The following is a 14,205-nucleotide window of genomic DNA, read 5'->3' on the forward strand; positions in this document are numbered from 1 at the left end:
ATAAAAAACACCAACTATGAAACAGTTCATTGTATCATGTTGCATGCTTTCATCTGTTGCCGTTATGGCGCAGCAAAAAGATTACCCCATCCAGGCGGTTGATTTTACACAGGTAAAACTGACCGACAGGTTTTGGTTACCCCGTATCGAAACCAACAGAACAGTTACCATCCCGGCTTCTTTTGCGCGTTGTGAGAGCACCGGGCGTGTGAAGAATTTTGTGATGGCAGCACAGAAAAATGGCAAATTCTGCACGACTTATCCGTTCGACGATACGGATATTTATAAAACGATAGAAGGCGCCTCGTTTTCGCTGGCTGTGCATCCTGATCCTAAGCTGGATGCTTATGTTGATTCGCTCATCCACATCATCAAAGACGCGCAGGAGCCCGACGGGTATTTGTATACAGCCCGCACCATCAATCCGGCGGCAGCACACAGTTGGGCCGGCAAGGAACGGTGGGAAAAAGAAAGAGAGTTGAGTCATGAATTGTACAATGCCGGCCATTTATACGAAGCGGCAGCGGCGCATTATACGGCTACTAAAAAAAGAAACCTGTTGGACATCGCTTTGAAGAATGCCGACCTGGTTTGTTCTGTTTTCGGTCCGGATAAAAAACATGTTGCACCCGGTCATGAAATCGTGGAAATGGGATTGGTAAAATTATACCGCCTCACAGGCAAGCAGGCCTATTTGAATACTGCCAAATTTTTCATAGAAGAAAGAGGCCATTATACAGGCTACGATACAAAAAGCACAGACCCCTGGAAGAACGGCGCTTACTGGCAGGATGATAAGCCGCTTGTACAACAGCAGGAAGCGGAAGGCCATGCTGTGAGGGCAGGATACCTTTATTCAGCAGTGGCAGATGTGGCCGCACTCACCAATGATACTGCCTTATTGCATGCGATTGACAGGATATGGGAGAATACCGTAAGTAAAAAAATGTATGTGCAGGGAAGCATCGGTGCGCGCGGCGATGGAGAACGTTTTGGCAATAATTATGAACTGCCCAATGCCACTGCGTACAATGAAACCTGCGCCGCTATTGCCAATGTATATTGGAACCAGCGCATGTTCCTGCTGCATGGCGATTCGAAGTATATAGATATACTTGAAAAGACATTGTACAACGGACTCATATCAGGCATTGGTCTCGATGGAAAATCTTTCTTTTATACCAATGCCATGCAGGTAAAAGGGCATGACAATCCCATGGGACTTGAAGAAGAACGATCCGGCTGGTTTGAATGCTCTTGTTGTCCTACCAACCTGGCGAGACTGATCCCCTCTATTCCCGGCTATATCTATGCGCAACGAGACAATAAATTATTCATCAACCTGTTCATCAGCGGCGCCGCCCGGGTGAACATCGGACATACACCTGTTCAAATCATACAGCAAAATAATTATCCCTGGGAGGGTGCGTTATCATTCACCATACAACCACAAAAAACAGTGGATGGCGATATCCTGATACGCATACCGGGATGGGCCAGGAACCAGGCCATGCCTTCTGAATTGTATCATTTCCAAAGTGCCGACACTAACCAGGTTACCATCAAAGTAAATGGAATACCCATCACCTACACATTGGAAAATGGATATGCTTCCATCGACCGCAAATGGAAGAAAGGAGATGTGATCACGGTAGACCTCCCGATGGAAGTAAGAAGGGTAACAGCAGACCAGCGGATCAAAGACGATATAGACAAAGTGGCTTTGCAACGCGGCCCGCTGATGTATTGCGCCGAATGGGCGGATAATGCCGGGAAAACAGATAATATCCTGCTCGCACCCGGTACTGCATTCTCGCCTGTTTTTATGCCGGATTTGCTGAACGGCGTTATGGTGTTGAAAGGAACCGTATCCAAAGTAGTGATTGAAAATGCTCAAAAAGCCGCAACAATAAGTAACCCATTTGTAGCCATTCCTTATTATGCATGGGCCAACAGAGGAAAAGGCGAGATGACACTCTGGTTCCCTGAAAAACTAAACTATTTAACGATCAACTAATTCAACAAAAGAAAGAATACCAATGACAAATCTGAAAGGACTGGAAGTTTGGTTTGTAACAGGAAGCCAACATTTATATGGGGAAGTTACTTTGCAGCAAGTAGCGGATCATTCAAAAGAGATTGCTCAATCATTACATGCATCTGCATTCATACCGGTATCTGTTGTTTTCAAACCTGTGGTAAAATCAACAGAAGAAATTTATGCGCTTTGCGCAGAAGCCAATCAGTCTGAAAAATGCATTGGCATCATTGCATGGATGCATACTTTCTCACCTGCTAAAATGTGGATCAATGGCTTGAAGATATTGCGCAAGCCGGTGCTGCACCTGCATACCCAATTCAACAGAGACATTCCCTGGAATGAGATCGATATGGATTTTATGAACCTGAACCAGTCGGCACACGGCGACCGCGAATTCGGATTCATCATGAGCCGCATGCGGCTGCGCAGGAAAGTAGTGGTAGGTCATTGGAAAGATGAGCAGGTGATAGAAAGGATCAACGTATGGGCCAGGGCCGCAGCAGGCTGGCACGATTGGCAGGGAGCACGGTTTGTACGTTTTGGAGACAATATGCGTTTCGTTGCTGTTACCGATGGAGACAAGGTAGAAGCGGAATTAAAATTCGGCTATTCCGTTAACACGCATGGGATCGGCGACCTGGTGGCCGTTATCAACGCAGTAGGCGAAAAAGAGATTGATGTGCTGTTGGAAGAATATGCTGATACATATACCCTGGCGCCTGCTTTGCAAAAAGGAGCGGCAGCATACGCGTCTCTCCGTGAAGCAGCAAAAATTGAACTGGGCCTGCGTCGTTTCTTAACAGCAGGCAACTATAAAGGCTTCACAGATACTTTTGAAGACCTGCACGGCATGGTGCAATTGCCGGGCATTGCATCACAGCGAATGATGGCCGCAGGCTATGGCTTTGGTGGCGAAGGCGATTGGAAAACGGCAGCATTGGTACGCGCCATGAAAGTAATGGCAACCGGCTTACCTGGTGGTAACTCTTTCATGGAAGATTATACTTATCATCTCGATAAACAAAATCCCATGGTGCTGGGGTCGCATATGCTGGAGATCTGTTCTTCTATTGCGCATGGTAAACCTTCCTGTGAAATCCATCCGTTGGGCATTGGCGGTAAAGCAGATCCGGTAAGGCTTGTGTTCAATGTAGCAGGCGGCAATGCCCTCAACGCATCGATCATTGATATGGGTAACCGGTTCCGCTTGCTGGTGAATGAAGTGGAAGCGCAAGCGCCGGTACATGCCCTTCCCAAACTGCCTGTAGCAAGGGTGTTGTGGAAACCTTATCCTGATATGTACACCGGTTGCGCCGCCTGGATACTCGCGGGAGGCGCTCACCATACCTGCTATAGCCAGAACCTCACAGCAGAGCACCTGGAAGACTTTGCCGACATGGCGGGCATTGAATTTTCGCTGATCGGCAAGCAAACCCAATTGCACCAGTTCAAGAATGAACTGCGATGGAACGACCTGTATTATCAATTCAATCATCAATAACACCACCAACGATTGCCTCCTTATGAATCATCAACTGGAATTTAGAGACGGACTGATCTTCGTGATCTATTTTATTGTCGTAGCCTCTTATGGCTATTGGGTGTATCGCCGCAAAAAGAAAGCTACTACCGATACCAAAGATTTCTTCCTGGCTGAAGGATCATTAACCTGGTGGGCTATTGGCGCTTCACTCATCGCTTCCAATATTTCTGCCGAACAGTTCATTGGCATGAGTGGCGATGGTTTTTTTGCCGGCATCGCCGTAGCGGCTTACGAATGGATCGCCGCGCTGGCGCTGATCATTATTGCCGTATGGTTCATGCCCATATACCTCAAGAATAAAATATACACCATGCCCCAGTTCCTTACTACCCGCTATAATGGAACGGTGGCGCTGATCATGGCGGTATTCTGGCTCTTTTTGTATGTGTTCGTAAACCTCACTTCCATACTCTACCTCGGCGCTTTGGCCATCAACGGTTTGCTGGGCGGAGAATATTTACACGTGGTGATGATTGCACTGGCTTTGTTTGCCGTAATCATTACACTGGGTGGTATGAAAGTGATCGGTTATACCGATGTGATACAGGTAGCCGTTTTGATCATTGGAGGATTGGCAACAACCTATATGGCGCTGACATTGGTAAGTGAGAAATTCGGACTGGGCAAAGATGCCCTTGCCGGATTCAAGATGCTGATGAAAGATGCACCGGATCATTTCCACATGATCTTTAAAAAACCTGCACCCGGTGCGCCGCAATTGGATGTGAGCAAATACCTCATACTGCCGGGTGTTACCATGTATTTTGCCGGACAATGGATCGTTAACCTGAACTATTGGGGTTGCAACCAGTACATCACCCAAAGGGCGCTGGGAGCGAATTTACAGACGGCCAGGACCGGGATCCTGTTTGCCGGGTTACTGAAACTGATGATGCCTGTGATCGTGATGCTGCCCGGTATCGCGGCGTATGTGCTGTATAAGAACGGACACCTTCCGCAATTGGCCAACGGCAGTAAAGACGGCGCTTATTCAGCCGTACTGGGTTTTCTGCCGAATGGATTGAAGGGACTTTCGATCGCTGCACTCACTGCGGCCATCGTAGCATCGCTGGCGGGCAAAGCCAATAGCATTTCCACCATTTTCACGCTCGACGTTTATAAAAAATACCTCAACAAGGAAGCCGGTGAAGCCAAACTGGTATGGGTAGGACGGGCTACCATCATCATCGCAATGGTAGTGGGTATTCTCTTTACCTGGAGCGATCTGTTAGGGATTGGCGGTGAAGGAGGCTTTACTTTTATTCAGAAATATACTGGCTTCATCAGTCCGGGTATCTTCGCCATGTTTATCCTGGGTATGTTCTGGAAAAGAACCAGCGGCGCTGCGGCCATCGTTGGTATCCTGGTAGGTTTTTTGGCATCAGTGTTCTTCAACAACCACATGGCCATTTCGATGTTCGGCACCGAAACATGGTTTTATACAGCTTTCCCCAACGGAAAAGGTGGATATGAGATTCCTTTCCTCGTTTGTATGGGACTCTCTTTCCTGTTCACTGTAATTTCCATGGTATTGGTAAGCCTGGCCGGACCTGCTGTAAACCCGAAAGCCTTTGTGTTCGAGAAAGGAATGTTCCGGGTAAAACCGGCAACCGTTGTAATGATCGTGATTACGTTGCTGCTGCTGTCGGCATTATATGTTCGATTCTGGTAGCGAATTTGAATAATAACCTGTATGTTCACTTGCTAAAACCATTGTGGATTTAAACAGAAAACAAATGAGTATTATTCAATACAAAAGCTACGACAGGTTGCTCGTAGCGGTAGACTGTATCATTTTCGGTTTTGATGGAACAGAGCTGAAAGCGTTGATGATCAAGAGAGGATTTGATCCGGAAATGGGCAAATGGTCACTCATGGGCGGCTTTGTAAACCAAATGGAAAGCGTAGATGATGCAGCCAGCAGGGTACTGAACCAGCTAACCGGTCTCAGTTCAATCTATATGGAACAATTGCATTGCTTCGGTGATGTGAAACGCGATCCCGGAGGAAGGGTGGTCTCTGTGGCTTATTTCGCATTGATAAAGATCGATGATTACAATGAAGCGCTGATGCAGGAACACAATGCAAAATGGTTCCCGCTGAAAAAAATCCCTGCCATGGTATTTGATCACAAACAAATGATGAGGCTTGCGCAGGAAAGACTACAGCAAAAAGTAGCACAGCATCCCATCGGGTTTGCGCTGTTGCCGGATAAGTTCACGCTGCAACAATTGCAGGGACTGTATGAAGCGATTTATGAGCGGCAAATGGACAAAAGGAATTTTACCCGTAAAATACTTGCGTTCAACATCCTCAATAAGCTGAATGAAAAAGAGAAAGAATCGTCGAAGAAAGGGGCATTCTATTATGTGTTTGACAAGAAGAAATACGAAAGGATGGACAAAGAAGGATTGAAATTTTTATAAATAAAACCTCCGCACTGTATGAGATCATTTTTTTCAGCACTATTACTGCTGCTGTTATCGGTTTCTTTTTCATTTTCCCAGTCAACGGCAAAACTCTATATCAATGCCAGTGACCCCAGGGTAACCATCAGCCGGCATATCTACGGCCATTTTTCCGAACACCTGGGTCGTTGTATTTACGACGGATTCTGGGTAGGAGAGAATAGCAGCATCCCCAACAAAGGACGTATCCGCTTGGATATTGTAGAAGCGCTGAAAAAAATAAAGATACCCAACCTGCGCTGGCCCGGCGGCTGTTTCGCCGATGAATACCATTGGCGCGACGGGATCGGTCCGCGCAAACAACGCCCCACCATGATCAATACCAACTGGGGCAATGTAACGGAAGACAACAGCTTTGGCACACACGAATTCCTGGAGCTTTGCGACATGCTGGGCTGTGAACCTTATATTACAGGCAATGTAGGAAGCGGTACGGTAAGCGAAATGAACAACTGGGTGGAATACCTGAATTTCGATGGCCAGAGTCCGCTTACAACACTGAGAAAAGAAAACGGCCGAAACAAGCCCTGGAATGTTTCTTTCTGGGGCGTGGGCAATGAGAGCTGGGGCTGCGGTGGCAACATGACGCCTGAATATTATGTGAATGAATACAAACGCTATGCAACCTTCGCCAAGAATTATCCCAACGCGCGGTTGAAAAAAATTGCATGCGGAGCGAGTGATGGAGATTATAACTGGACCGATGTGCTGATGAAAAATGTTGGTACGCGTATGTGGGGACTGTCGTTGCATTATTACACCGTTCCCAAATCATGGAGCGATAAAGGGTCTGCCACTTCCTTCGATGAAAAAGAATATTTCACTACCATGAAAAAATGCCTTTTCATGGATGAGCTGGTAACACGTCACGGTACCATCATGGATAAATACGATCCCGATAAACGGGTAGCCATGGTAGTAGATGAATGGGGTATCTGGACGAATGTAGAGCCAGACAGTAATCCTGCATTCCTTTACCAGCAAAACAGCCTGCGCGATGCATTGGTGGCGGGTACCACGCTCAATATTTTCAACAACCATGCCGATAGGGTAAGGATGGCGAACCTGGCACAAACGGTGAACGTATTACAATCGCTGGTATTGACGCAGGGCAATAAAATGTTGCTCACGCCTACTTATCATGTATTCGATCTTTACAAAGTGCACCAGGATGCCAAATTGTTGCCGTTGCAATTGAATGTACCCGACTACCAGTATGGAGACCAGAAAATGCCGGCAGTCAATGCATCTGCATCCGTTGATTCAACCGGCGCCATCCATATATCTTTGGTGAACCTTGATGCTGCACATACTATTCCTGTTACAACAACCATCAGCGGATCGAACTGGCATACGGTTGAAGGACAGGTATTGACTGCTGCGAAGTTCACAGATATCAATACTTTCGATCAACCGGGTAATATCCGGCCGGTACCATTCAGTCATGCGCGAAAAGAAGGAGATCAATTGGTGGCCAACCTGCCGCCCTTATCGGTGGTGGTACTGACATTGAAATAACCGATCTTTATTTTCAATAGCCATTTAAAACTTATACGAATGAAACTACGATTGTCATTTTATCTATTCATTGGGTTGCTGGCTGCAACTGTTCCGGCCTGCAAAAATCAAGAGCAAAAAACCTCAGCCGGTATGGGCATTACAAAAGTAGATTTTGGAGAAGTAGATGGGAAAAAAGTATTCCTGTTTACACTTACCAACAGCAAAGGAAACCAGGTAAAGATTACCAATTATGGCGGCACCGTTACATCCTGGACCAGTGCCGATAAGCAGGGAAAAAGATCCGGTATTGTGCTGGGCTACGATAGCTTAAGCGGTTATCTTGCTCATCCGCCATATTTTGGGGCGCTGATTGGCCGTTATGGAAATCGCATTGCCAATGGTAAGTTCACATTGGATGGCGCTACTTATACTTTGGCTACCAACAACGGTAAAAACCACCTGCACGGTGGTAACAAGGGATTTGATAAAGTAGTATGGGATGCTGTTACTGAAAATGATTCAACACCTGCGTTGGTGCTGAGTTATGTAAGCAAAGACGGTGAAGAAGGATATCCCGGTACACTGCGTGTAAAAGTGCGCTACCATTACACGAACGATGATGCGTTGGAGATTGAATACTGGGCTGAGACCGATAAAGCCACTCCGGTGAATCTTACCAACCATTCTTATTTCAATTTAACAGGAGATGTGGGCAATACCATTCTGGATCATCGTTTATGGGTTGATGCCGATCATTATACGCCGGTAGATACCACGTTGATACCTACAGGCGAGATCAAAGCAGTGAAAGGAACACCATTCGATTTTACACAGGCAGAAAAGATCGGCGCCCGCATTGCTTCGGTACCTGGTGGCTATGACCATAATTTTGTGTTGAATAAGAAAGATACGGCTATATCATTGGCGGCAGTTTTATCCGATTCAACCAGTGGCAGGAAGCTGGAAGTCTTTACCACCGAACCGGGATTGCAATTTTATTCCGGTAACTTCCTTGATGGCACATTGAAAACTTCAGCAGGAAAAGCCATCAACCAGCATACAGGACTCTGTTTGGAAACACAGCATTTCCCCGATTCGCCGAATGAACCTGCTTTCCCCAGCACTATTCTGAGGCCGGGTAAACAATATCATTCATTGACACGATACAAATTGAGTCTTCAATAAACAGATCAATCCAGGAAATCGTTGAGGTCTCTGCGTTGTTTCTTGGTGGGGCGGCCAATCTTACTCAAACGTTTACCCGTTTGATAGGTGGCCGCCTCATATTTTATACGGTCGATCTCTTCGGCAGGCGTAAGGTCGACATAATATTGTATGGCTTCGCTGTATTGTACCCTGTGGTCGAGCAGGCCGGTAACTTTGATCACCCATTTGCGTGACTCGGCCTTGACTTCGTATTCATCTCCCAGGGTCACGGTTTTGGATGCTTTGACAGCAGTTCCCTGGCATTTCACTTTCCCTTTATCGCAGGCATCGGCCGCCTGGCTGCGCGTTTTGAACAAACGGATGGCCCAGAGATATTTATCTACCCTTAACTTTTCTTTAGCGGTTGCCATCATTGCGATTTATTGCATCTCTCCATAGTACTGGTGGAAATAAGGGATGGTTTCAATGCCTTTATAGAAATTGAATACATCGAATTTCTCATTCGGACTGTGCAGGTTATCACTGTCGAGACCAAATCCCATGAATACGATCTTGATGCCCAGTTCTTTTTCAAAAAGGGCGCAAATAGGAATGCTGCCGCCGCCGCGAACCGGTATGGGCTCTTTACCAAAAGTGGTTTGAATGGCTTTGGCCGCCGCTTTGTATGCATTGGAATCGATGGGCGTCATATAAGGTTCGCCGCCATGATGTTCTTCGGCTTTCACAGTAACGCCTGCAGGAGCGATGCGCTTGAAATAATTCAATAATTTCTCTGTGATTTTCTCAGACGACTGGTTGGGAACGAGGCGACAGGATATTTTGGCATAAGCTTTTGAAGGCAGCACCGTCTTGGCTCCTTCGCCGGTATAACCACCCCAGATACCATTCAGTTCCAAAGTTGGACGGATACCCGTTCTTTCATTCGTCGTATATCCTTTTTCGCCCCACAGGCTGTTGATGCCCAGGTCTTTTTTATACGCTTCTTCGCTGAAAGGCGCTTGCGCCATTTTAGCGCGCTCTTCGGGAGTGGCTTCTACCACATCATCGTAAAAACCAGGTATGGTAATGTGGTTATTTTCATCATGGCAGGAAGCGATCATCCTCGCCAGCATGGTAATGGGGTTGGCTACAGCGCCGCCGTATACACCGCTGTGCAGGTCACGGTTGGGGCCTGTTACTTCCACTTCAATATAACTGAGACCACGCACGCCGATATCGATGGAAGGCGTTTCCATGCTCAGCATGGAAGTATCGCTGATCAGTATCACATCGGCTTTAAGCAATGCTTTGTTGGCTTTTACAAAAGTGGCCAGGTTGGGACTACCCACTTCTTCTTCGCCTTCAATGAGAAACTTGACATTGCATGGCAGGCTATTGGTTTGCACCATGGTTTCCAGCGCTTTCACGTGCATGTAAAACTGGCCTTTGTCATCGCAGGAACCGCGCGCATAGATCTTACCATCTTTGATCAGCGGCTCGAAAGGCCCGCTGTGCCAGAGTTCCAGCGGATCGGGCGGTTGCACATCGTAGTGCCCGTATACCAGTACAGTGGGTTTGGCGGGATCGATGTTCTTTTCTGCATACACGATAGGGTGTCCTGCAGTAGTATATATATCAACTTTATCGGCACCGGCTTCCTGTAAGCGCTGCTTCACTGCTTCGGCACAAGCGATCATATCGCCTTTGTGCTCGCTGCGGGCACTTACACTGGGTATGCGCAATAGATCGAGTAGTTCTTCAAGAAAACGGTCTTTGTGTTTTTCCTGGTACGCTTTCCAAACCTGCATACAATTGGGTTTTAAAGTGATGGAATAATGGAGCGCAATTTACGCCAATCGGTGTTTCTGATCGGAAATAAGGTTCTTCATGGTCCATTCTACTTTTTGTTCGAAGGGATGCTGCCGTACAGAGCAGTTCTGCTTGGTACAGATACTGCAACTGAAGGGCAGGCAACCATCGGTATGCACCATTAATTCGAGTGCATCACCGAATTGTTGTTTGATGAGGGCCGAGAGTGCATCTATTTCGCGGTGCGCTTCGTGTACGTTGAGGTACCAGGGAACGGTAAGATGACAATCCACATGCAAAAGGCTGCCGTATTTGATTACGCGCAGGTTGTGCAGGTCGATCCAATTTTCCTGCCTGTGTTCGTTCAGTACACGTATGAAACGGTTCAGCAATTCTATATCCGCTTCATCCATGATCCCCGCCAGAGAACGCCGGAGTATTTTGTAACCATTGTAAATAACAAGGACGCTTAAAAAGAAAGCAATGAGCTTGTCGAGCCAGGCAAACCCGGTGAACAGGATCAGGAACAGCCCGGCAATGACAGCCAGTGTGGAATAAGTATCTATCTGTAAATGCTTGCCGCTTGCCAGCAGGGCAGGGGAATTGTTTTGCTTTCCTATTTTGATGCAAATGCCGCCTGCTATGAAATTGATTACTGCAGTGCCACCTACCAGCCACAAACCGATGCTGAGTTCCTGTAAAGGACTATGCCGGATAATGTTGAGCACAGTTTCATAAACGATCATGATGCCCGCTGCTATGATCAATGCCCCTTCTGCAGCTGCTGAAACGAATTCTGCTTTGCCATGTCCATAAGGATGATCCATATCACGCGGCTTGGCAGCCACATATAAGCTGTAAAGACCAATGAACCCGGCGATCACGTTTACAATACTTTCCAGCGCGTCGGTTAGTATTGACAGGGATTGAGTGAACTGATACGCAATAATCTTGGCAGCAAACAATACCACACTGAGTAAAGTGATCGATAATTGTACGCGATAGTTTTGCTTGGCGATTTGCATTAACCGATCAGTTCTACTTTGTAATCGATCTTGCAATGCTTGGAGAGCATAGCCGAGATGCCACAGTATTTTTCGTGTGAGAGCGCTACCGCACGGTTCACTTTATCGATGTCTTCGGCGGGCGCATCACAACGATAGATCATATTAATAAACTTGAATACTTTGGGATGCTCTTCCGTTTGTTCTGCCGAAGTATCTATTTCCAGTTTGGTGAAGTTCACTTTCATTTTACGCAGGATGTCTACCACATCCATGCCGCTGCAACCTGCCAGCGATCCCAGTAACATTCTCTTGGGGTTCATGCCGCTTCCCAACCCACCGCTTTCTACTGCTGTGTCTATCCTTACCGTATGCCCCGTATCTGCCGTTGCATCAAAAGCAAGTGCCGACACCCATTTGGTGATCGTTCTCATAAGTATTACACTTTCTGTTTTTATTAAATCTCATTGAGCCATCGATTACATCATTCTTTTCGCAACAAAATCCCAATTCACCAGGTTCCACCAGTTGTTGATATAGTCCGGCCTTTTGTTCTGGTATTTGAGGTAATAAGCGTGCTCCCACACATCCAATCCCAGCAGCGGTGTTCCTTTTACTTCACTGATGTCCATCAGGGGATTATCCTGGTTGGGAGTAGAAGTAACCACGAGGTGATGATCGGGTGTTTGCACCAGCCAGGCCCAGCCGCTTCCAAAACGGTTCTTACCTGCATCGGAGAACTGTGTTTTAAAAGTTTCGAAAGAACCGAATGAACGATCAATGGCTGCTGCCAGGTTTCCTTCGGGCTTGGCAGCAGTTCCCGGCCTCATGCATTGCCAGAACAATTCATGGTTATAATGTCCGCCGCCGTTGTTACGCATCTTGGTAGAATATTTAGAGATATTCCGCAGAAGGTTTTCCAGCTTCTCTGAATTGGTGTTTACTTTTTCCGCTGCACAGGCTTCTGCCAGGTTCTTGGCATAACCGGTGGCATGCTTGCTGTAATGTATTTCCATGGTCATGGCATCGATAACAGGCTCCAGTGCATTGTAGGCATAAGGGAGCGCATGTTGTGTGAAAGCACTGTCTGCCAGAAATTCGTTTTCTGCTTTTACCAGTGAAGGAAGAATGGTCATGGATAAACCTGCTGCAACGCCAGCTTGGCCGGTGACTTTAATAAAGTCGCGACGGCTCGAAGTATTTTTTTTCATAACGATGATATTAAGTTGAACTTTTTCTATTCTTAAAGTTAGTCCAAAAACGCCTCACCTGTCTAAACAAACGATAATAAAACTCCTGGTTAAACAGTTGTGAATCCCGCATGGCTTTGTACGTAAGGAAAATACCCACCGGTATCAGTACCATGGTAGAAAGCCACATGCCCATCAGGGGACTCATTTCGCCGGCCCGTGCAAATTTTTCACCAAACTGGTTGAGCAGGTGAAAACTTACAAAGAAGATCACCGCAAATACCAGCGGTGTACCCAGTCCCCCTTTTCGTATGATGGAACCCAACGGCGCACCGATCAGGAACAATACCAGGCAGGCAACGGACAGTGTGAATTTCCGGTGCCATTCTATTTTATGGAATTGCAGTGAAAGGTAACGCTGGGTATAATCGTTCGCCAATACATTGACATTGCCTTTGAGCGTGCCGATCTGGCTACCGGCGTTTTGCAACACAGAAAATGCCAGCGAATCGGGCAGCAGGCTGTTGAATGTTTTCGCTTTTCGGTTGATCCTGGAACTGTCTATCCTTGCCCAGCCGGTGTCTTCGTATTTGGTGAAGCGCAAATAGGGTGAGACCTCGTAGCGGGTCCTTCTTCTGTAAAAAGTATCGATGTTATGCAGGGAATCGATCACGCCATTCAGTTGCCGAAGACTGAGCATTTTGGGGTCATAAAAAGCGCTGTCGCCACTCTTGTTCATCTGGAAGCTTTTGAGGTCGAACATCTTTTTATATTCTTTGAATCCCATTCGGATGAATTCGGTGTTGGTAGTGCCCCGTTGTCCTTTTTCCTGGTAACGCCAACCATTGCGCAAAATGAATTCCAGGAAGCGCTTGTCTTTCGTTACGCGCATGACGCCGCTTTCGGCGATCAGCATATGATCCTGCAGACCACCGGGACTTCTTTCAAATATCACCACATCATGTATGATGCTGTCGTTCTTTTCTTTCTTACCCAGTTTGATCACATACCCATCGATCTTATCATAAAAAACACCTTCTTTGATATCGATGGCGGGTTTGGAAACGATGATATCGTATTTGAGCGCTGATAGTTTCAGTTGTGTTACCGGGATGATATTATTGGCGAATAAAAAAGCAATGCCGCTGATGAAAATGGTGATGATGATCAGCGGGCGCATGAAGCGCAGGAGCGGGATACCGGATGCTTTGATGGCCACCAATTCGAATGATTCGCCCAGGTTGCCGAATGTCATGATGGAAGAGAAAAGCAGGGCCAGCGGCAAAGCCAGCGGAACCCAGAAAAGCGCCACCAGGCCAATCAGCTTCATCACTGTAAATAAATCGAGTCCTTTTCCTACGAGGTCGTCGATATACAGCCAGAAAAACTGCATGGTCAGCACAAAAAGCGAGATAGTGAAAGCGGCAATAAAAGGACCAACAAAAGAACGGATGATGAGTATGTCGAGCTTTTTAAACAAATCCAGCCGGAGTTTATTCGTTAA

Annotated in this window: 12 protein-coding genes; 6 read left to right on the forward strand and 6 right to left on the reverse strand. The window is 46.8% G+C overall.

Annotated features, from left to right (window positions below; all coding sequences use genetic code 11):
* The first annotated feature begins 16 nt into the window (after positions 1-16).
* The 6 genes from BLU98_RS11100 (at position 17) to BLU98_RS11125 (ending at position 8,737) form a co-directional block, all read left to right on the forward strand.
* The gene (locus BLU98_RS11100) at positions 17-2,017 is read left to right on the forward strand and encodes a glycoside hydrolase family 127 protein (RefSeq protein ID WP_092724093.1); all 2,001 of its coding nucleotides are present in this window, start codon (positions 17-19) and stop codon (positions 2,015-2,017) included.
* Between the two features lie 22 nt (positions 2,018-2,039).
* Complete coding sequence (gene araA / locus BLU98_RS11105) at positions 2,040-3,542, forward strand: L-arabinose isomerase (protein WP_092724094.1); 1,503 nt, start codon at positions 2,040-2,042, stop codon at positions 3,540-3,542.
* A 22-nt stretch (positions 3,543-3,564) separates the two neighbouring features.
* On the forward strand, positions 3,565-5,256 hold the full coding sequence (locus tag BLU98_RS11110) for a sodium:solute symporter family transporter (RefSeq protein WP_092724164.1): 1,692 nt from the start codon (positions 3,565-3,567) through the stop codon (positions 5,254-5,256).
* 64 nt (positions 5,257-5,320) lie between these two features.
* Complete coding sequence (locus BLU98_RS11115; protein ID WP_092724095.1) at positions 5,321-6,010, forward strand: NUDIX hydrolase; 690 nt, start codon at positions 5,321-5,323, stop codon at positions 6,008-6,010.
* Positions 6,011-6,028: 18 nt separating this feature from the next.
* Entirely contained in the window at positions 6,029-7,570 is a 1,542-nt protein-coding gene (locus tag BLU98_RS11120) for an alpha-N-arabinofuranosidase (protein ID WP_092724096.1), read from the forward strand.
* Between the two features lie 39 nt (positions 7,571-7,609).
* Positions 7,610-8,737, forward strand: a complete 1,128-nt coding sequence (locus tag BLU98_RS11125; RefSeq protein ID WP_092724097.1) for an aldose epimerase family protein — start codon at positions 7,610-7,612, stop codon at positions 8,735-8,737.
* Between the two features lie 5 nt (positions 8,738-8,742).
* Here the strand turns inward: BLU98_RS11125 and BLU98_RS11130 are convergent, their stop codons facing one another.
* The 6 genes from BLU98_RS11130 to BLU98_RS11155 are packed head-to-tail and all read right to left on the reverse strand — an operon-like array spanning position 8,743 to position 14,181.
* Positions 8,743-9,132 (reverse strand): RNA-binding S4 domain-containing protein, encoded by a 390-nt coding sequence (locus BLU98_RS11130; protein ID WP_257574915.1) that lies wholly within the window; start codon positions 9,130-9,132, stop codon positions 8,743-8,745.
* A gap of 6 nt (positions 9,133-9,138) precedes the next feature.
* On the reverse strand, positions 9,139-10,506 hold the full coding sequence (locus tag BLU98_RS11135; protein ID WP_092724098.1) for a dipeptidase: 1,368 nt from the start codon (positions 10,504-10,506) through the stop codon (positions 9,139-9,141).
* Positions 10,507-10,545: 39 nt separating this feature from the next.
* Complete coding sequence (locus BLU98_RS11140; protein WP_092724099.1) at positions 10,546-11,532, reverse strand: cation diffusion facilitator family transporter; 987 nt, start codon at positions 11,530-11,532, stop codon at positions 10,546-10,548.
* Positions 11,532-11,945 carry an OsmC family protein gene (locus tag BLU98_RS11145; RefSeq protein WP_037360317.1) on the reverse strand — a complete coding sequence of 138 codons (414 nt, stop codon included), beginning with the start codon at positions 11,943-11,945 and terminating at the stop codon, positions 11,532-11,534. Before BLU98_RS11145 ends, BLU98_RS11140 begins: the two co-directional genes overlap by 1 nt.
* A 45-nt stretch (positions 11,946-11,990) precedes the next feature.
* The gene (locus BLU98_RS11150) at positions 11,991-12,722 is read right to left on the reverse strand and encodes a superoxide dismutase (RefSeq protein WP_092724100.1); all 732 of its coding nucleotides are present in this window, start codon (positions 12,720-12,722) and stop codon (positions 11,991-11,993) included.
* Between the two features lie 10 nt (positions 12,723-12,732).
* Positions 12,733-14,181: an LptF/LptG family permease gene (locus BLU98_RS11155; RefSeq protein ID WP_092724101.1), complete on the reverse strand. Its 1,449-nt coding sequence runs from the start codon at positions 14,179-14,181 to the stop codon at positions 12,733-12,735.
* Between the last annotated feature and the right edge of the window lie 24 nt (positions 14,182-14,205).

This window comes from Hydrobacter penzbergensis, from assembly GCF_900106985.1.
Lineage (GTDB): Bacteria > Bacteroidota > Bacteroidia > Chitinophagales > Chitinophagaceae > Sediminibacterium > Sediminibacterium magnilacihabitans.